Consider the following 17,299-nt stretch of genomic DNA (forward strand, 5'->3'; position numbering starts at 1 on the left):
GCGAGCGAGAAAGACCGCGATTCAATGCTATGCTCTGTAAATAGCAGGAGATGTAGTCGCTAACTACCTTCTCTTGTTAAGTGCGCATGGTTTTTCGCTCGTCTCCTCCTCTACTTCTACGTCTACTGCCAGTTTTTTTGTTGCTTGCTGCAATGGGCGGTTGCAATCGTCTGCGCCCAAAACCTGCCGCGGAATACGTGTACGTTGTCGCCAAGGAAACCTTCCTGCGCGATCGCGTGGCTGCCGTGTCCAACCGTGTTGCCAACGTCACGAACGGACAGCGGCTGCAGGTGGTCGAAAAGGGCCGGCGCTTTCTTAAGGTGAAAACGGACAAGGGCGAGATCGGCTGGATCGAGGAGCATGGCGTCATCGACCAGGACGCCTACCAGCAGTTTGCGGATCTGGCGAAGCAGCATGCGAACGATCCGGTGATTTCGACTGCGACGCTGCGCGACGATCTTTACCTGCACGTGAAGCCCGGGCGGCAGACGGATCGTTTTTACCTGCTCCCAGAGAATGACAAGCTGCAGATGCTGGTGCGTGCATCGGTGCCGAAAGATGCGCCGCCGCAGGCTGCTCCCGTTGCTCGCAAGCCAGTCGTGAAGACAGATACGAAGGCGGGGGACAAGCCGGCATCCCCAGCAACTGTACCCACCATTGCTGCAACCCCGTCGCCCCCCGCGGCTCCGGTTGAGCCCCCGGCTCTCGAAGACTGGTGGCTGGTGCGTGATACGCAGGGCCGCGTGGGCTGGATGCTCTCGCGACGTCTCGATGTGGATGTGCCGGATTCGATTGCCGGGTACGCCGAGGGACAGCGTATTGTGGGCGCCTACAAGCTGACGACGGTGAGTGATCCGGAGTCGAGTTTTCCGAATGGGCAGGTACCGGAGTTTGTGACGGTGATGAGCCCGTATAAGGACGGGCTGCCGTACGACTTTGACCAAGTGCGTATTTTTACCTGGAATGTGCGAAAGCACCGCTACGAAACGGCTTATCGGCAGCGGAATCTGCAGGGGTATCTGCCGGTGCAGGTTGGAACGCAAGCCTTTGACAAGATTGGGACGGTGCCGGTGTTTTCTCTAAAAACAGCCACCGACGACACGATCGCAATCGATCCGGCGACAGGCGCGGCTCGGCCTGCGAATCTGACGACGCAGACGTTCCGGCTGGAGGGCGTGATCGTCCGGAAGGTCGAGCCGCCGAGCGCCGCTCCACCACCGCCTCTACCGTCAGTCGCTCCGCAGGCATCGCGGGAAACGGGGAAGAAGGCCGCCAAGCACCACGGAACGCGGGCGAAGCATCCTAAACACCATTGAGGCGGGATCGCCGGATTCGGCGATTTTCCGGCAATTCTTGTCTGATGTAACGAATTTAAGCGATTTGACACCATCAAATACGCTGAATTCTCTGGTTCCACACAACCATCAAGCCTAAAAGGCATCTAAACTCAACTAAGGTGTAGTTTGCCTCGTCGTTTGAGGTGAGATATCTGGCGGGAGAAAGACCATGACGACTTGCCCCGGTCAGTTACAACCTCGTATTGTTCTTTTACAACCTTGCTTCGCCTACGGGCTTTGGCATGAGCTTTAGCATTGCAGTAGTCGAGTCCCACGCAGTGAAAATAAAACAAGAGGAGATCGGCACATGGACAACAAGCCGGCACAGAACATTCAGGACACGTTTCTTAATACGGTCCGGAAAGACAAAACCCCAATCACTATCTACCTGGTAAGCGGAGTAAAGCTGACGGGTAAGATTCGCTCCTTCGATAAATACTCCGTGCTGTTGGAGAACAATAGCCAGGAACAACTGATTTTCAAGCACGCTATCTCGACTGTGGTCAGCTCGCGCTCAGTGCTCCATACCGAACACAGGCCGCCATCGGCGCATACCCCTGGACACCCAGGCGGGAGCGGTGTGGCTGCTGCGGGCCCCTCGGGAACAGAATCACAGAGCGCATAACGGTCAGGATTTCAGGAACGGCGTTTCGTGGATGAGCTTCAGCGCAGAAGCATGAATAGCGCAGAAGAGCGCGCACTGCTGGTAGCGGTGGAGTTCGCCACGCGGCGTTCTACTCTGCCGCCGTCGGCAGTTCTGGCGCGTGATGCGGCGCGCATCTCGGCTGGCATCGAGGAAGCGGATGCCGTGTTCTCTGCGCCCTTAACCCACGATTCTGAATCTTCGCTTGGCGAATTTCGCGAACTGGTGGTCAGCGCAGGCGCGGTGATTGCCGGCGAGGTGACGCAACGGCGACCCAAAGCCGATCCGGCGACCCTTATCGGGAGCGGCAAGGTGGACGAGCTGGCCGGTGTAGCGGCTTCGACGCGCGCCAATGTTGTGCTGTTCGATCACGATTTGAGCCCGACACAGCTTCGAAATCTGGAAGAGCGGCTGCCCAGTCGTGTTCTTGACCGGACGCAGCTGATTCTTGATATTTTTGCCCGGCATGCGCGGACGCGGGAAGGTCAGTTGCAGGTGGAACTGGCGCAGCTCGAATACATGCTGCCGAGGCTGGCCGGGCGTGGGAAATCCATGTCGCAGCTGGGCGGCGGTATCGGGACACGAGGTCCAGGTGAAACGCAGCTGGAGACTGACCGGCGCAAGATTCAGCGTCGCATTGTGCAGGTGAAAGACGACCTGGAAGGAGTGCGCCGAGTCCGCGGGCAACAGCGGCAGCGGCGAGAAGCGGTTCCGGTCCCAGCGGTCGCTTTAGTCGGTTACACCAACGCTGGAAAGAGCACGCTATTTAACACGCTCACGAAGGCCGGCGTATTAGAGTCGGCGCGGATGTTTGCGACCCTTGATCCAAAGCTGAAGGCCATTCAGCTGCCATCGCGAAGAAAAATTTTGCTCTCCGATACGGTTGGGTTTATTCGCAATCTGCCGCATACGCTAGTCACGTCGTTTCGCGCGACGCTCGAAGAAGTGCAGAAGGCGGAGGTGCTGCTGCATGTCCGGGACGCTTCGAGTCCGGTGCGCGATGAGCAGAAGGCTGAAGTGGAAAAGGTGCTGGGTGAGCTCGGCGTGCTGCACAAGCCCCGGCTTGAGGTAATGAACAAGATTGACCTGCTCTCGGACGAAGATCGCGCGGAATTGATTGCGAGCGGGGCAGTTACTACCTCGGGCAAGCTTGGTCTGGGGGTTGAGGCATTGCTGGTGCGGATCGACGCAGAGTTGACGGCTGATCCGGTCATTGAGCAGACCTTTACGATTCCGCAGGCAAAGGGCGAGATCCTTGCTGCGCTGGGCGCCGGGGCGGTGTTGCGTGATCGACAATTTATTGACAACACCGTTCGCATGACAGTCGCGGGGCCGGCGTCATTGCTGGGGAGATACAGGGAATTTCGGGTGGATGCAAGTACGGACCGGACGAGGGGGAGCGGTGGAGATTCCCAGTCGCCCGATCCGTTGGACCCTGAACCGGGTCATAGGTGATAGTTCAAGTCTACGCCGGGACGGGGTCGAGTCAAGCGGTTTTCTGCAGAAAATCGGCCGGGTGTGATACATCTAGAGGGGAAGTGTCCTCCCCTGCGTTGACACTATATTTTTCACTCTGTTACAACCTATAGGTTCCGCAATACCTTCCATATCCAGACTTCCAAGGGCTTAAAGGGCAGCTAAAAGCGCGCCAGAGCGAGTCGCAAGGCGTTGGGAAAAGGTGTGGATAGGGCGGCGGTACGGAGAAAATCAGACTGCCTGAAGGTGAATTTCGAGGTGTTTTCGGACTCGCCTGAGGGTGGTTTCAAGAACCGGCAAAAGGCATGGATGTAATTCTGAAACAACTCGGCGATCTGGTGCTTGGCTCGATTCCGACGATGATCCTTTTCATCGTCCTGGTGCTGGCCTACCGGTTTGTGCTCTTTGGCCCGCTTACGCGTACGCTGGCGGAGCGCCGTGACCGCACGCAGGGGGCGGTCGAACGAGCCGCCGCTGCCATCGCTGCCGCAGATGCGAAATCGCAGGAATATGAAGCCAAGCTGCGGGCGGCGCGCGCGGAGATCTTTCGCCACCGCGAGCAGCTTATTCACCAATGGAATGCCGAGCGCGAGAGGGCACTGGCTTCCGCCCGGCTGGCTGCGCAAGAGCGGGTCCGCTCCGCTGAAAGCGCATTGAAAGCGCAGGCTGCTGAGGCGCATAAGCAGATTGAGGGCTCGACTGAGCAACTCGCCTCGCAAATTCTTCAGGCCATACTTCCGGCAGGCATGGCTCCTGTGGAGAGTGCCCTTTGACGCGTAGCTTGAAGATCAGGTTTGTAACATTCATGGCCGCCCTGGCGCTGCTGGCCGGAGCCGCTCCGCGTGCCTTCAGCCAGGAGCAGCCGGCGCATGCCCCGAACGTTGACTCCCGGTATGAGCACATGGATGCGCCGGAGACCCATGCTCAGGAAGAGCAGTATCGGCATTCGAAGTCGGTGCAGTTTATCGCCAAGGTAATGCATACGGACACGGAAACCGCGGCGAAGATTTTTGAAGATCTCAATTCGGCGATCATCTGGATTGGAGTCATCTGGCTTCTGGTGAAGGTGCTGCCCAAGGCTTTCCGTGCGCGGTCGGAGAAAATTCAGAAAGAACTTGTTGACGCCCACTCGGCGACCGAAGAGGCTAAGAGACGGCTGAGCGCGGTTGAAGCTCGACTGGCCCGGCTGGATTCCGAGATCGAGGCCATTCGCAAGCAGGCCGAACATGACAGCGCCGAGGACGAGAAGCGCATCAAGGCGTCGCTTGAAGAGGAGCGCAAGCGCATTGTCGAGTCTGCCGAACAGGAGATTGAGGCCTTCGGATCAGCGGCGCAACGGGAGCTGAAGCGATTTGCTGCCGAACTGGCGGTGGACCGGGCCTTGCAGCGGATTCATCTGGGCGCAGATGCTGATCGCATTCTGGTGCAGGAATTCACCGCTGATCTGGCCGGCACCCAGACGAAGGGGGGGCAGAACTGATGGCCGCAATTGCCGGTCCTTATGCCCGCGCCTTTGCCGATGTTGTGTTTGAGGCTCATCTGAACGCGCGCGACGTTCAGAAGCAGCTGGATGATTTTGTTGCGGCGTGGCGCGAGAGCGCCGATCTACGCGAGGTCTTTCTTGACCCCTCATTTCCGGCGGACCAGAAGGTTTCGATTCTGGACAAGCTGAACACGCGTCTGGGGTTGTCGGCGCAGGTGCGGAATTTTATCGCGGTGCTGATTCAGCACGATCGGTTGAATATGCTCGATGAAGTTCTGACCGAATACCGCCGGGAAGTGAATCAGCGCCTGGGTATCTCTGAAGTGCACGTAACCAGTGCGCGTCTGCTAGAAGCAGATGAGCGGCGGGGTATTGAACAAAAGGTGGCGAAAATGACGGGCACCCAGGTGCAGGCCACCTTTCACGAAGATAAATCGCTGCTTGGAGGCGTGGTGGTCCGCGTGGACAGCACTGTCTATGACGGGTCCGTCAAGGGACGGCTGGACCGTCTGAAAGCGCAGCTTGCCAGCTAGGTTGCGAAGGTCTAAACAAGATTCCGTTGGGAAAGTGAAGTATGGCTCAGATTAAAGCAGACGAAATTACGCAGCTCCTTAAAGAGCAGATTCAGAATTACGACTCGAAGATCCGCGTGGATGAGGTGGGCACGATCATTGCCCTGGGCGATGGTATTGCCCGCATTCACGGCCTCGACAAGGTCATGTATGGCGAGATGCTCGAGTTTCCCCACGATGTGGCCGGGCTCGCTATGAACCTGGAAGAGGAGCAGGTGGGCGCCATTCTGATGGGCGAATACACCAAGCTCAGCGAGGGCGACCAGGTAAAGCGCACCGGCAAGATTCTGAGTGTGCCTGTTGGCGAGGCCGTGGTTGGCCGCGTGGTCGACGCCCTGGGCCAGCCCATCGACGACAAGGGACCGATCCACTCATCCGAATTCCTGCCCGTGGAACGACTTGCTCCAGGTGTCGTCGACCGCCAGTCGGTGCGCGAGCCAATGATGACCGGTCTCAAGGCGGTCGACAGCATGATTCCAATTGGCCGCGGACAGCGCGAACTGATCATTGGGGACCGCCAGACGGGAAAGACGGCGATTGCGCTCGACACGATCATCAATAACGCGAAGAACGACCTGATCTGCATCTACTGCGCGATTGGGCAGAAGCGCTCCTCGGTCGCTTCGGTAGTGCAGACGCTGACCGAAAACGGCGCGATGGATTACACCGTCGTCGTTGCGGCGACCGCCTCTGAGCCTGCGCCGATGCTCTATCTTGCGCCCTATGCCGCCACGTCAATCGGTGAGTACTTCCGTGACAAGGGCAAGCATGCGCTGGTGATCTACGACGATCTTTCCAAGCACGCCGTGGCGTACCGCGAAATTTCGCTGCTGCTGCGCCGTCCGCCGGGCCGCGAAGCGTATCCGGGTGACGTGTTCTATCTCCACTCGCGCATGCTGGAGCGCTCGTCTAAGCTGAGCAAGGAAAAGGGCGGAGGCTCGCTGACAGCTCTGCCGATTATTGAAACGCAGGCGGGTGACGTTTCGGCCTACATTCCGACCAACGTGATTTCGATCACGGACGGGCAGATCTTCCTTGAAACCGATCTGTTCAACTCGGGCATCCGTCCGGCGGTCAACGTCGGGCTTTCGGTGTCGCGCGTCGGATTCTCGGCGGCCATGAAGGCGATCAAGCAGGTTGGCGCGACGCTGAAGCTTGACTTGGCACAGTATCGCGAACTCGCAGCGTTCTCACAGTTCGGCAGCGATCTGGACAAGGTTACGCAGAATCAGCTCAACCGCGGTCAGCGCCTTACTGAACTGCTGAAACAGCCGCAGTTCGAGCCGCTGACGGCGGAGCATCAGGTCGCGATTCTGTTTGCCGGAACGCAGGGCCTGCTCGATGACGTCAAGGTGCAGGATATTCGGGCGTTTGAGGACGGATTCCATAAGTATCTGGATTCGACGCAGGCGGCGCTGCTTAAGGACATCGGCGAGAAGAAGTCGCTGGACGATGATTTGCGGAGCCGCCTGAAGGATGCGATTAACGAGTACAAGCAGAACTTCTTCGCGGAACACCAGGATTCCCAGGTTGCGGCAGCGGCAAAGAAGGAGCCCGATCAGGCGAAGTCATCGGATATGAAGAAGGAATCGGGAAACTCAAAAGGCGCTTCTGCGAAACCATCATCGGAACAGGCGGAGCCTGTGGCGGCCAGGAAATAAGCACAAGCAGGAAGAATGGCAAACGTTCTCGACTTAAGAAGGCGCATTCGCAGTATCAAGAACACGCGCCAGATTACCAAGGCCATGAAGATGGTGGCCGCAGCCAAGCTGCGCCGGGCGCAGGAGCGCGCGTTTGCGTCGCGACCATACGTAACGATGATGGCGAGCGTGCTGCAGTCGCTCAAGCGTCGCATTGAGATTTATGACCCCGAAACCGGCGAAGTGCGGCATCCGCTGCTGCTCACGCGTCCGGAAAAGAATGTGTTGTTGCTGGTGATATCCGGTGAAGGCGGATTTGCCGGGGCATTCAACGCGAACATCATCAAGGCGGCCACGAACTTTATTGCAGCGCATCCGGATGAGCACATCGATATTGAAGCGATTGGCCGCAAGGGGCGCGACATCCTGAGGCGGCGGTATCCTGCGGCGCAGTATCTGGATGCCCAAAAGCAAACGGAAGAAGATCGCCTGTCTCGCGGTGAGCGCAAGAGTGGCGGCGCAATTGAGATAATGGATGACCATTATCGCAATATCCTGCACAAGATTACGTTTGATGAAGTACGCGAACTTGGCCGGGAGATCGTTACACTCTACAGCCGGGAAAAGATCGACGCTGTCTATGTGGTCTACAACGAATTCAAGTCGGTGATCCAGCAGCGCGTTGTCGTGGAACGGATTCTTCCCATCGTTGAGATCGGAAAACAACAGGTTGCTGCCGCCGAAGAGATGACGCGAGAAGAGCGCGAGCGCGCAGCCCAAGCTGCAGCGTCGGCCGGGATCAGTCCAGGTTCGGAAGAGGCGAGTGCCGCAGCCAAGGAGGCTGAGGAAGAGGCGCAGCGTTTTGGCACGGCGGATATCGACTACATCTACGAGCAGGACCCGAAAGATCTATTCAACGCGATTCTGCCACGGTATATCGGCACTCTGCTGTATCACGCGATGATCGAGTCAGTAGCGGCGGAATTTGCTGCGCGTATGACAGCGATGGATTCGGCGACAAACAACGCGTCGGACCTGATTGACCACTACACGCTTTTGATGAATCGCGTTCGGCAGGCGGCGATTACCAAGGAACTAATCGAAATTGTGAGCGGCGCAGCCGCACTGTAGAGAGAAAGAATTTTATGGCAGAGAACATTGGCAAAGTCATCAAGATCGCGGGGCCAGCGGTCGACGTACAGTTTGAAGAGGCGAAGATGCCTCCGATTTATCAGGCATTGCGCGTCGTGAGCGACGGCTTTACCGTGCCGAACCCCATCAACGTCATTTTGGAAGTGCAGCAGCACCTGGGCGAAGGCCGCGTGCGCTGCGTTGCCATGCAGGCGACTGAAGGGATGGTGCGTGGTATGAACGCCATCGACCTCGGTGGCCCCATCACCGTTCCCGTGGGCCACGAGACGTTGGGACGCGTGCTGAACGTGATCGGCGAGCCGGTCGACGAACTTGGTCCGGTAAACGCGAAGGTCCACATGCCGATTCACCGTCCCGCTCCTGCCTTCGATGAGCAATCGACGCACGAAGAGATGTTTGAGACCGGAGTGAAGGTTATCGACCTCATCCAGCCCTTTTTGAAGGGCGGCAAGATTGGCCTCTTCGGGGGCGCTGGTGTGGGCAAGACGGTCATCATTCAGGAGTTGATCAACAACGTTGCGCTCAAGCACGGCGGCTTCTCGGTCTTTGCCGGGGTGGGCGAGCGTACCCGTGAAGGAAATGATCTTTGGATTGAGTTCCAGGAAGCGGGCGTTATCGACCTGAAGGACTTCAAGAAGTCGAAGGCTGCGCTGATCTATGGTCAGATGACCGAGCCGCCAGGTGCGCGTCTGCGTGTGGCGCTGACCGGACTCACCGTCGCTGAATACTTCCGCGACCATGAAGGCGCAGACACGCTGCTCTTCATCGACAACATTTTCCGCTTTACGCAGGCGGGTTCTGAAGTATCGACGCTACTGGGGCGCATGCCTTCGGCTGTCGGTTACCAGCCGAATCTCTCGACCGAGATGGGCGAGTTGCAGGAGCGCATTACATCGACCAAGAAGGGCTCGGTCACGTCGGTACAGGCTGTGTACGTTCCGGCTGACGATCTTACCGATCCGGCTCCGGCGACAACCTTTGCTCACCTCGACGCGACGACGGTTCTTTCGAGGCCTCTGTCTGAACTGGGCATTTATCCTGCTGTCGATCCACTGGCTTCGACCTCGCGTATTCTTTCGCCGCGTATCGTCGGGCAGGAGCACTACGACGTGGCGCAGGGCGTGAAGCGGATTCTGCAGCGTTACAAGGACTTGCAGGACATCATCGCGATTCTAGGTATCGACGAGCTTTCAGAAGAAGACAAGCTTACCGTGCAGCGCGCGCGCAAGATTCAACGCTTCCTCTCGCAGCCGTTCCATGTTGCGGAGCAGTTCACCGGTATTCCGGGCGCCTACGTCAAGATCGAAGACACAGTGCGCAGCTTCAAGGAAGTGCTCGACGGCAAGCATGACAGCATTCCCGAACAGGCCTTTTACCTGAAGGGCTCGATTGAGCAAGTGCTCGAAGCGGCTGAGAAGATGAAGGCGACTGCGTAGACTATGCCAGATCAACTGCAAGTACGGTTGGTGACTCCGGAGCGCATCCTTGTCGATTCGACGGCAGATGCGGTTGAGTTGCCAGCGCCTAACGGATACATTGAGGTGCTCTTCGGGCACACGCCGTTGCTCTCTGAACTCGGTGCTGGCGAGGTGCGACTGCACGGCGGTCATGCAGGTGAGCAACGATACAACGTGAATTGGGGATTCGTTGAGGTGCTTCCCGAGCGTGTAACGATTCTCGCCGAGAGCGCGTTGAAGCCGGAAGAGATCGATACCGGGCGGGCCCAAGAGCAGCTCGAACGCGGTCAGAAATTATGGAGCGAAGCGGGCGAGGATGCCGAGAAGTATGATGAGGCGAATCACGTGATTGCCGAGGCGGAATCGAAACTGGCGAGTGCCGCGTCGAAATCGTAACCCGCGTTTACCATTACAAGGCTGGCCATTGCGCCGGCCTTTATTTTTGCGGCGAACCGAACCGGATGCGAAGTGTTGCCAGAGCCGTGTATTGTGTTGGATTACATTGTGAAGCAAATTCGTAGGGGCCGGGGACCGCAGCATGCCTCAAGAACAGATGCTTATGGAAGCTGCAGCGCTGACGGATGTTGGACGTATTCGTTCCGGAAATGAAGATAGTTATGGGCTTTGCTACGAGGCCGGCTTTTTTGTAGTGTGCGATGGCATGGGCGGGGCCGCCGCGGGAGAAGTGGCGAGCCAGGTGACGGTGGCGGCCGTAATGGAGAAAGTCTGCGCTGAAACAGTCAGCGATCCGCGGCAGGCGCTCGAGACTGCGATTGCAGAATCCAACCGTCAGGTCTTTTCGCGTGCCGAACGCGAGTCCTCCTTGCATGGAATGGGCACGACCCTTGTGGCGCTACTGGTGCGCGAGGGCTGTGTGTGGATTGCCCACGTTGGAGACAGCCGTTGTTATCGGCTTCGCGCGGGCGCGTTGGAGCGTATGACGCAGGATCATTCCCTTGTCGATGAGCAGATACGCCTGGGACAGATGACGCCTGAGGAGGCGGAAGTGTCACCGTTTCGCAACGTGATTACGCGGGCGATCGGGACGCGTGAGCACGTGACGCCGGATATTCAGGAAGTGGCCACCGAGCATGGTGATCTCTTTCTGCTGTGTTCGGACGGATTGACGAAAGAAGTTCCCGAACCGCGAATGGCCGAACTTCTTTGTGGAGATATTTCCGACTTGCAGGCGCTGTGCCAGGCGCTGATTCAAGATGCGAATGACTCGGGTGGAAGCGACAACATCACTGCGATTCTAGTGAGGATTTCTTAGTCAGCTAACCGCAGTCATTCCGGAGCGGCGAGTGAATTGCCTTTCACTGATACACTCAATTGTTTTGAGGTGAACGGATGAGTGAGATCAAGGTGGTCGGCGTGCTTGGCGCGGGAACCATGGGGAACGGCATTGCGCACGTGTTTGCGCGCGGCGGATTTGATGTGCGGTTGTGTGAGGTGGAACAGCGACTTCTCGATCGCGGCATTGAGACCATCCGGAAGAATCTTGATCGCGAAGCGGCTAAAGGAAAGATCACGGCAGATGAAGTTGCTGCTTCGTTAAAGAGGATTCAGGGGACCCTTGATCGGCAGTCGCTCGCGGCTTGCGATTTTGTTGTTGAGGCTGCCACTGAGAAGTTTGAAATCAAGAGCCAGCTTTTTGCGGAACTGGATTCGATTCTGCCCAAGGACGTCATCCTGGCGTCAAACACATCATCAATTTCTATCACCAAGCTCGCCGCACAGACCGAGCGGCCAGAGCAGATTATCGGCATGCACTTTTTCAATCCGGTGCCGGTGATGAAGTTGGTCGAAGTGATTCGCGGCCTCCAGACTTCTCAGGCGACCTATGACACGGTGAAGGCGCTGGCCGAAAAGCTTGACAAGACTCCCGTCGAGGTCAACGATGCCCCCGGCTTTGTTTCAAATCGTGTGCTGATGCCGCTGCTCAACGAGGCAATGTATGCGGTGATGGAGGGCGTCGCTACGCCGGAGGCCGTGGATGAGGTCTTCAAGCTGGGGATGGCGCATCCCATGGGACCGCTGACGTTGGCGGATTTTATCGGGCTCGATGTCTGTCTCGACATCATGCGCGTGTTACACGACGGGCTCGGCGATCCGAAATACAGGCCGTGCCCGCTCCTGATTCGCATGGTGGACGCGGGTTGGCTGGGGCGCAAGAGCGGCCGCGGCTTCTATCAGTACGAGTAATCCCTAGGTGCCATAGCCACGGTGTTCCAGCGAGCGGAGTTTTTCGCTGGTCGGCCACGAGATGGTGAGCAAAAACGCTGACCCCTCGAGCGATTCGATATCATGCTTGATGGACGGGGCAAGCGTGAAGAGGCCGGCGGTGTTCAACTGGCGCGCCTGTCCTTGCACGTTGACGCGGATGGCGCCCTTGAGCACGTGAATGGAAATGGTGCCGTCAGTGTGATGTTCTTTCATGCGGGCGCCGCGTTCCATAGTGATGAGAACGGTGCGGAAGTCGGCTCGCTTGTCGAGTGTTTTCGCGTAGAGGCCCGATTGCCAGGGCTTTTTCTTTTCCGAATCGGCAATCTCGCTCAATAAATCGAACTGCGCGGAGTCGCCCGGCGCGGTGGTCTCTTTGATCGTGTCTGTTGTCATACAGCGAGTCTCCTTCCTTGCGAATTGGCGCAGCCAGAGTAGCGCATTTCTTCGTTGGTTGCGAGGCCCTGACCAAACACAAGTACGATGAAAACAATGGATGCGTTGAGCACGCGTGCTGTTGCCGCTGCGACGACCGTTGCGCGGAAACTCGGACTCAGGTGTAACGACGAACCAGAGCTGCTCGCCGACGGCAGCAATGTTCTGGTGCATTTGCGGCCTTCGCCCGTAGTTGCGCGGGTGGCCACGACTACGGGGCTGGTTCGTAAACCGGCACAGGATTGGTTGGCGCTTGATCTAGATCTTGCCGGTTTCCTTGCTGGCCGGAATTTTCCCGTGGTCGCGCCAAGCACTGAGGTCCCTTCAGGGCCGCATATCTCGGACGATCTCGCGCTTACCTTCTGGGAATATGTCGAACATGATCGCGGCTATGTGTCAAATGCGCTGGAAACGGGTGCGTTCTTGCGGGAACTACATGCAGAATTGCGCGGTTTTCGCGGCAATCTGAGGCATTTAAGCCCGTTCACCGAGATTCCGCAGTGGCTTGATGAAGTAGAAGAGTGGGGGGCGGTCGCAGCAGCCGATCTGGCGATGCTGCGACGGGGATATGCAGCGATTTTGGTACGGATTGACGCCTTGGCGTTGCCAGAGCAAGCGCTGCACGGCGATGCTCACAAGAAAAACGTGCTCAAGACAAGCCGAGGATTGGTGTGGACAGATTTTGAAGATGCGTGCCGTGGACCAATTGCATGGGACGTGGCGTGCTTTGTTCGCACTTCGGGTGAAGAGAGAAAGAATGCGCTGGCGAGCTACGACGTGGTGATTGAGCCGGAACATCTGGAGCCGTTCTTTGAAGCCCGTGACCTTCAGGGGGCGGTATGGGGCGCGATTCTTTCGACGCGATTTGCTGACCGGCGGGCGCGGGCAGAGGAGTGGATGGCCGTTTGTCGAGAGCGGTACGCATCGACTTCTGATTGAGGTTGGATGCCAATGAATGCGCTCACGAAGCATCGTCCGCGCCTCATCAGTATTGATGCGCTTCGCGGACTCGTGATGGTGGTGATGGCTCTTGATCATGTCCGTGATTTTGTTCATAGCAGCGCGAGGTCGTTCTCGCCGACAGATCTGACGAGGACTATTCCTGTGTTGTTCCTTACGCGCTGGATTACGCGGTCGGCGTTCTCATCCATTTTCAATCCGCTGCCTTCGATGGGTGGGCCAGCGCAACTCTTCCCGGCAAACTTCGGGTACAGTTTGTGGGTGGTCTATCTGGCCTGGGACTTCGTAGTCGTGTTGTTGTATCCGCTGTGCCTGTGGTTTGCCGGAGTCAAGGAGACACGGCATGACTGGCGGCTGAGCTATCTCTAGCTTTGGCGGGTGGATTTACTCCCCAGTTTGGACGCGGTGTAGTCAAGGCAGGTTCCTGCGTTAGTTTCTGACGCGTCTTCCACACGCGGTGGGCGTATCCTGAAGGGTATGGTTCGAATGACGGTGCTGGCCAGCGGGTCGAAGGGCAACAGCACCGTTGTCTCCAACACGCGCACGCGGATTCTGGTAGATGCGGGCATGTCCTGCCGCGAGATTTTCAAGCGCATGCGCTCGGTGGGCGAAGATCCGGAGACGCTGGACGCGATTCTCATCACGCACGAGCATCAAGACCATGTGCAGGGCTTGCAGGTGACGGCGCGCAAGCTGGGGATTCCTGTTTATTTCACAGAGGCGACACATCGAGCGTGGATGCGCTGGATGACTCCACGCAAGCGTCTGACTTATGCCGAATGGCTGGCACAGCGGCAGCAGGAGGCAGCGCAGAAGAAAGCAGAAGCGGAGAAGAGCGGGTCAGAACCGGATGCTGAAGCGGAGGACCCCTTTTATCGCGAGGCAGAGTTGGCCGAATGTGCTGCAGAGGAAGAAGAGGAACGAAAGGCCGACGACAAGGTCGAGGGTGATCCCTGTGCTTTGCCAGGGGTGGAATATTTTCGGGCTGGTACCCACTTTTCAATTGGCGATATCGCGATCAGCGCCTTTACGATTCCGCATGATGCTGTGGATCCAGTGGGATTTGTCTTCCAGACTGAGAGCATTCGCATTGGGCTGGCCACCGATCTTGGGTACATGCCTCCGAACGTCAGTCTGCAGCTTCGCGGATGCGATGTGCTCATGCTGGAGTCGAATCATGATTTAGAGATGCTGCGGGATGGACCGTATCCCTGGTCGGTGAAGCAGCGGGTCATGTCGCGTGTGGGGCATCTGTCGAATGATGCCGCCGCAAAATTTCTTGAGACGCATTATGACGGACAAGCGTCTTATGTTGTTCTGGCGCATCTATCAGAGAGCAATAACCTGCCCGAACTAGCCCGGGTGGCTGCAGAGTATGCTTTGCGCGACCGTATGAGCTTGTTGGGAAACAGGTTAGTGCTGGCGGAACAACGAACGGCAACAGAGTCTATTGTGTTGTAACGAGACTCGTTTATACTTTAGTAAGATTCCCTGGCCGCTCCGGGATGCAGTCACTTCGGGCCGAATGGGCCCGCTTAGGAAGACTGTTACCTAAGCTAGAACGTTAGGGCGGAGAACGGATTCACATGACCCCTTGTACCGATCAAGTCATCGGAGACATACTCTCAAGTTGGAGATATGACATTTCCGGAATTTCCCCGGAGATGCGCGTCGATTACGAACAACATTTTGTGGAATGCCAGCACTGCCACTCGCGCCAGCGTCTGCATCGTACTGTCGATGTCACGCTGATTGGGCTGGCCACGATCTCAATGCTGGCCTTTCTGCTCGCATTGTCGGTGATTCACCGCGTAGAGCCACTGCGCAACTGGGCGGTGATGAACCTGCATCTGCACCAGATCGACGTAGTGCTTACGCTGCAGGCTGCTGCTGTCGTGGGACTACTGATATCGGCGCTGGCGTGGGTTCTTGTCGCCATTGCGACCCCTGCTCCGGTGTATATTACCGGGGTAGCGATGGCGCAGGCGCGCGAATTGCAGAATCGTTTGCCCAGAAAAGCTGCCTGATTTTTCGGATCGGTATGAGTAAGCCCTCGCATCGGCGAGGGCTTTTGTCTTTGGGGAGGGTACTTAAATGGCGCGGATCATACGAGCGGGCAGGAAGATGATTGCGGCTACCAGTTCGAGTACGCCATGCACGGCGATTCCGACAATCCTGAAGGGTAACAGCAGCAGCCAGACGATCGGATAGACGATGAGAGCAAGCAGCGCCAGGGGCCAGCAAAAGAAGAAGAGAATACACCAGAGAAGAAATTTGATCATGGGCGATACACTCCTTTCGCTCTGCAAAAAGAATACGCGGCCACTGACAAAAAGTTCCGCGATCAACGCGTTGCAGTATCCGTGACGACGCGCGGCCGGATCACCTTGAGTGGATTGCCCATGCAGACCATCATCGGCGGAACGTCCTTGAATGTGACACTGCACGAGCCGACCACCGCGCCGCGCCCAACGGTAACTCCGGGGCCAATGAAGCAGTGAGCGGCAATCCAGACTTCGTCTTCGACGGTGATCTGCTTTGCGAAGATATCGAAGGACGGTTTGGTGTAGTCGTGTGAAGCGGCGGCGAGATAAGAGTGCTGCGAGATGACTGTGTCGTTGCCGATGACGATAGGTCCGAGCGTGTAGAGCGTGACGTGATCGCCGATCCAGCAATCCTCGCCGATGGTGAGCTTCCAGGGATAGGTCACCGAGACGCTGGGACGAAACATCACATTCTTACCAATCTTTGCGCCGAAGAGCTTCAGCAGAAAGCGTCTCCAGCCATATAGAACTTGCGGCGAGGTGTGAAAGAGCAGCGATTGCACTAGCCACCAGGTCTGCACGAACCATGCCGGGCGACCGCGGAAGTTGGGCGGCAGGTGGTGTGCGGAGAGGTCCTGCACCGGACCGGTGATTGCGATCCGGTCATTTGGCTCGAATGACCTGGAAGGAGCGGTCATGCCTTTACCTTTGAGGGCTCGGAGGCGGGCTTTGTTTCGGTGTCTAATGGCTTCGTATCGATTGCGCCGATGAGGCTGGAAACGCGTTCGACATGATGGCGAACGCACCATGACTCTAATCCACTCGCTATACGCTCGACTGCACGAGGATCGGCATAGCTGGCTGTTCCCACTTGAACGGCGGTGGCTCCAGCAAGCAGGAACTCGACTGCATCTTCGGGAGTTGTGATGCCGCCCATGCCGATGACGGGAATGTGGACAGCCTTCACTGCTTCCCAGACCATCCGAACGGCGATGGGCTTGATGGCGGGACCTGAGAGTCCTCCGGTGATGTTGGCGATGCGCGGGCGGCGCGTCTCTACGTCAATCGATAGCGAGACGAAGGTGTTGATCAGGGAGATGGCGTCGGCACCTGCATCTTCGGCGCAGCGCGCCATGGCGGATATAGAAGTGACGTTGGGCGATAGCTTGACGATCAGCGGATGCTTCGCAACTTCCTTGGCACGGACGACGAGTTCTCCCAGTAATCTCCAATCTGTGCCGAAGACCTGACCGCCGTGCTTCGTATTGGGGCAGGACGCGTTCAGTTCGTAGGCGGCGATGCCGCGCGCTTCATTCAGTGCCTCGATGACGGCTATGTAGTCTTCGACTTCGTAGCCGAAGACGTTGGCGATGATGCCACAGGATGGGTAGCGGGCGAGCGCGGGCAGCTTGGTTTCGATAAATGCCTTCACCCCGATGTTCTGCAGTCCGATGGCGTTGATCATTCCCGCTGCTGTTTCAATGATGCGTGGGGCCTGGTTGCCTGCCATCGGCTCGCGCGATAATCCTTTTGTTACGAAGCCGCCGATGCGGTCGAGTGACACGATTTCCTCGAACTCGATGCCATAAGCGAAGGTTCCACTGGCCGCAATGACCGGGTTGCGAAGTTCGATCCCGAGGAAGCGAGCTTTCATATC

At 57.5% G+C, this 17,299-nt stretch carries 20 protein-coding genes; 16 read left to right on the forward strand and 4 right to left on the reverse strand.

The window, feature by feature from the left end:
- The first annotated feature begins 152 nt into the window (after positions 1 to 152).
- From H7849_RS24680 to H7849_RS24735, 12 genes are all read left to right on the forward strand, one after another.
- Positions 153 to 1,316, forward strand: coding sequence for an SH3 domain-containing protein (locus tag H7849_RS24680; RefSeq protein ID WP_186743104.1), 1,164 nt, complete (start codon positions 153 to 155; stop codon positions 1,314 to 1,316).
- Between the two features lie 328 nt (positions 1,317 to 1,644).
- A complete protein-coding gene (hfq, locus tag H7849_RS24685) occupies positions 1,645 to 1,962 on the forward strand; it encodes an RNA chaperone Hfq (RefSeq protein WP_186743105.1) in 318 nt (105 codons plus the stop codon).
- Positions 1,963 to 2,013: 51 nt separating this feature from the next.
- Positions 2,014 to 3,435, forward strand: a complete 1,422-nt coding sequence (gene hflX, locus H7849_RS24690) for a GTPase HflX (protein ID WP_186743106.1) — start codon at positions 2,014 to 2,016, stop codon at positions 3,433 to 3,435.
- Positions 3,436 to 3,761: 326 nt separating this feature from the next.
- Positions 3,762 to 4,229, forward strand: coding sequence for a F0F1 ATP synthase subunit B (locus H7849_RS24695; protein WP_186743107.1), 468 nt, complete (start codon positions 3,762 to 3,764; stop codon positions 4,227 to 4,229).
- The gene (locus tag H7849_RS24700; RefSeq protein ID WP_186743108.1) at positions 4,226 to 4,936 is read left to right on the forward strand and encodes a F0F1 ATP synthase subunit B; all 711 of its coding nucleotides are present in this window, start codon (positions 4,226 to 4,228) and stop codon (positions 4,934 to 4,936) included. The genes H7849_RS24695 and H7849_RS24700 overlap by 4 nt, the downstream gene beginning before the upstream one ends.
- Positions 4,936 to 5,472: an ATP synthase F1 subunit delta gene (gene atpH / locus H7849_RS24705; protein ID WP_186743109.1), complete on the forward strand. Its 537-nt coding sequence runs from the start codon at positions 4,936 to 4,938 to the stop codon at positions 5,470 to 5,472. The genes H7849_RS24700 and atpH overlap by 1 nt, the downstream gene beginning before the upstream one ends.
- 41 nt (positions 5,473 to 5,513) lie before the next feature.
- Positions 5,514 to 7,172 carry a F0F1 ATP synthase subunit alpha gene (gene atpA / locus H7849_RS24710; protein WP_186743110.1) on the forward strand — a complete coding sequence of 553 codons (1,659 nt, stop codon included), beginning with the start codon at positions 5,514 to 5,516 and terminating at the stop codon, positions 7,170 to 7,172.
- Between the two features lie 15 nt (positions 7,173 to 7,187).
- Entirely contained in the window at positions 7,188 to 8,282 is a 1,095-nt protein-coding gene (locus tag H7849_RS24715) for a F0F1 ATP synthase subunit gamma (protein WP_186743111.1), read from the forward strand.
- A gap of 14 nt (positions 8,283 to 8,296) precedes the next feature.
- A complete protein-coding gene (gene atpD, locus H7849_RS24720) occupies positions 8,297 to 9,739 on the forward strand; it encodes a F0F1 ATP synthase subunit beta (RefSeq protein ID WP_186743112.1) in 1,443 nt (480 codons plus the stop codon).
- A 3-nt stretch (positions 9,740 to 9,742) separates the two neighbouring features.
- A complete protein-coding gene (gene atpC / locus H7849_RS24725; protein WP_186743113.1) occupies positions 9,743 to 10,156 on the forward strand; it encodes an ATP synthase F1 subunit epsilon in 414 nt (137 codons plus the stop codon).
- 142 nt (positions 10,157 to 10,298) lie between these two features.
- Positions 10,299 to 11,033, forward strand: a complete 735-nt coding sequence (locus H7849_RS24730; RefSeq protein WP_186743114.1) for a Stp1/IreP family PP2C-type Ser/Thr phosphatase — start codon at positions 10,299 to 10,301, stop codon at positions 11,031 to 11,033.
- A 77-nt stretch (positions 11,034 to 11,110) separates the two neighbouring features.
- Positions 11,111 to 11,965: a 3-hydroxybutyryl-CoA dehydrogenase gene (locus H7849_RS24735; RefSeq protein ID WP_186743115.1), complete on the forward strand. Its 855-nt coding sequence runs from the start codon at positions 11,111 to 11,113 to the stop codon at positions 11,963 to 11,965.
- A gap of 3 nt (positions 11,966 to 11,968) precedes the next feature.
- Here the strand turns inward: H7849_RS24735 and H7849_RS24740 are convergent, their stop codons facing one another.
- Entirely contained in the window at positions 11,969 to 12,379 is a 411-nt protein-coding gene (locus H7849_RS24740; RefSeq protein WP_186743116.1) for a cupin domain-containing protein, read from the reverse strand.
- 87 nt (positions 12,380 to 12,466) lie between these two features.
- Between H7849_RS24740 and H7849_RS24745 the strand changes: the two genes are divergently transcribed.
- The 4 genes from H7849_RS24745 to H7849_RS24760 all read left to right on the forward strand — a co-directional run bounded on the left by H7849_RS24745 (position 12,467) and on the right by H7849_RS24760 (position 15,405).
- Complete coding sequence (locus H7849_RS24745) at positions 12,467 to 13,357, forward strand: phosphotransferase (RefSeq protein ID WP_186743117.1); 891 nt, start codon at positions 12,467 to 12,469, stop codon at positions 13,355 to 13,357.
- 12 nt (positions 13,358 to 13,369) lie between these two features.
- The gene (locus H7849_RS24750) at positions 13,370 to 13,747 is read left to right on the forward strand and encodes an acetyltransferase domain-containing protein (RefSeq protein ID WP_186743118.1); all 378 of its coding nucleotides are present in this window, start codon (positions 13,370 to 13,372) and stop codon (positions 13,745 to 13,747) included.
- A 108-nt stretch (positions 13,748 to 13,855) separates the two neighbouring features.
- Positions 13,856 to 14,839, forward strand: coding sequence for an MBL fold metallo-hydrolase (locus H7849_RS24755; RefSeq protein WP_186743119.1), 984 nt, complete (start codon positions 13,856 to 13,858; stop codon positions 14,837 to 14,839).
- 125 nt (positions 14,840 to 14,964) lie between these two features.
- Complete coding sequence (locus tag H7849_RS24760) at positions 14,965 to 15,405, forward strand: hypothetical protein (protein ID WP_251106468.1); 441 nt, start codon at positions 14,965 to 14,967, stop codon at positions 15,403 to 15,405.
- A 63-nt stretch (positions 15,406 to 15,468) separates the two neighbouring features.
- On the opposite strand, the gene H7849_RS24765 is transcribed toward H7849_RS24760, so the two are convergent.
- The 3 genes from H7849_RS24765 to H7849_RS24775 all read right to left on the reverse strand — a co-directional run bounded on the left by H7849_RS24765 (position 15,469) and on the right by H7849_RS24775 (position 17,296).
- Complete coding sequence (locus tag H7849_RS24765) at positions 15,469 to 15,660, reverse strand: hypothetical protein (RefSeq protein ID WP_186743120.1); 192 nt, start codon at positions 15,658 to 15,660, stop codon at positions 15,469 to 15,471.
- A 62-nt stretch (positions 15,661 to 15,722) separates the two neighbouring features.
- Positions 15,723 to 16,340 (reverse strand): putative colanic acid biosynthesis acetyltransferase, encoded by a 618-nt coding sequence (locus tag H7849_RS24770; RefSeq protein WP_186743121.1) that lies wholly within the window; start codon positions 16,338 to 16,340, stop codon positions 15,723 to 15,725.
- Complete coding sequence (locus tag H7849_RS24775; RefSeq protein ID WP_186743122.1) at positions 16,337 to 17,296, reverse strand: dihydroorotate dehydrogenase; 960 nt, start codon at positions 17,294 to 17,296, stop codon at positions 16,337 to 16,339. Before H7849_RS24775 ends, H7849_RS24770 begins: the two co-directional genes overlap by 4 nt.
- Positions 17,297 to 17,299 lie beyond the last annotated feature (3 nt).

Source organism: Alloacidobacterium dinghuense (assembly GCF_014274465.1).
GTDB classification, from domain to species: domain Bacteria; phylum Acidobacteriota; class Terriglobia; order Terriglobales; family Acidobacteriaceae; genus Alloacidobacterium; species Alloacidobacterium dinghuense.

Bases quoted from the DNA above. Each gene is read 5' to 3' on its own strand.
- H7849_RS24680 (WP_186743104.1), top strand. From the start codon at position 153: ATGGGCGGTTGCAATCGTCTGCGCCCAAAACCTGCCGCGGAATACGTG.
- hfq (WP_186743105.1), top strand. From the start codon at position 1,645: ATGGACAACAAGCCGGCACAGAACATTCAGGACACGTTTCTTAATACG.
- hflX (WP_186743106.1), top strand. From the start codon at position 2,014: ATGAATAGCGCAGAAGAGCGCGCACTGCTGGTAGCGGTGGAGTTCGCC.
- H7849_RS24695 (WP_186743107.1), top strand. From the start codon at position 3,762: ATGGATGTAATTCTGAAACAACTCGGCGATCTGGTGCTTGGCTCGATT.
- atpH (WP_186743109.1), top strand. From the start codon at position 4,936: ATGGCCGCAATTGCCGGTCCTTATGCCCGCGCCTTTGCCGATGTTGTG.
- atpA (WP_186743110.1), top strand. From the start codon at position 5,514: ATGGCTCAGATTAAAGCAGACGAAATTACGCAGCTCCTTAAAGAGCAG.
- H7849_RS24715 (WP_186743111.1), top strand. From the start codon at position 7,188: ATGGCAAACGTTCTCGACTTAAGAAGGCGCATTCGCAGTATCAAGAAC.
- atpD (WP_186743112.1), top strand. From the start codon at position 8,297: ATGGCAGAGAACATTGGCAAAGTCATCAAGATCGCGGGGCCAGCGGTC.
- atpC (WP_186743113.1), top strand. From the start codon at position 9,743: ATGCCAGATCAACTGCAAGTACGGTTGGTGACTCCGGAGCGCATCCTT.
- H7849_RS24730 (WP_186743114.1), top strand. From the start codon at position 10,299: ATGCCTCAAGAACAGATGCTTATGGAAGCTGCAGCGCTGACGGATGTT.
- H7849_RS24735 (WP_186743115.1), top strand. From the start codon at position 11,111: ATGAGTGAGATCAAGGTGGTCGGCGTGCTTGGCGCGGGAACCATGGGG.
- H7849_RS24740 (WP_186743116.1), bottom strand. From the start codon at position 12,379: ATGACAACAGACACGATCAAAGAGACCACCGCGCCGGGCGACTCCGCG.
- H7849_RS24745 (WP_186743117.1), top strand. From the start codon at position 12,467: ATGAAAACAATGGATGCGTTGAGCACGCGTGCTGTTGCCGCTGCGACG.
- H7849_RS24750 (WP_186743118.1), top strand. From the start codon at position 13,370: ATGAATGCGCTCACGAAGCATCGTCCGCGCCTCATCAGTATTGATGCG.
- H7849_RS24755 (WP_186743119.1), top strand. From the start codon at position 13,856: ATGGTTCGAATGACGGTGCTGGCCAGCGGGTCGAAGGGCAACAGCACC.
- H7849_RS24760 (WP_251106468.1), top strand. From the start codon at position 14,965: ATGACCCCTTGTACCGATCAAGTCATCGGAGACATACTCTCAAGTTGG.
- H7849_RS24765 (WP_186743120.1), bottom strand. From the start codon at position 15,660: ATGATCAAATTTCTTCTCTGGTGTATTCTCTTCTTCTTTTGCTGGCCC.
- H7849_RS24770 (WP_186743121.1), bottom strand. From the start codon at position 16,340: ATGACCGCTCCTTCCAGGTCATTCGAGCCAAATGACCGGATCGCAATC.
- H7849_RS24775 (WP_186743122.1), bottom strand. From the start codon at position 17,296: ATGAAAGCTCGCTTCCTCGGGATCGAACTTCGCAACCCGGTCATTGCG.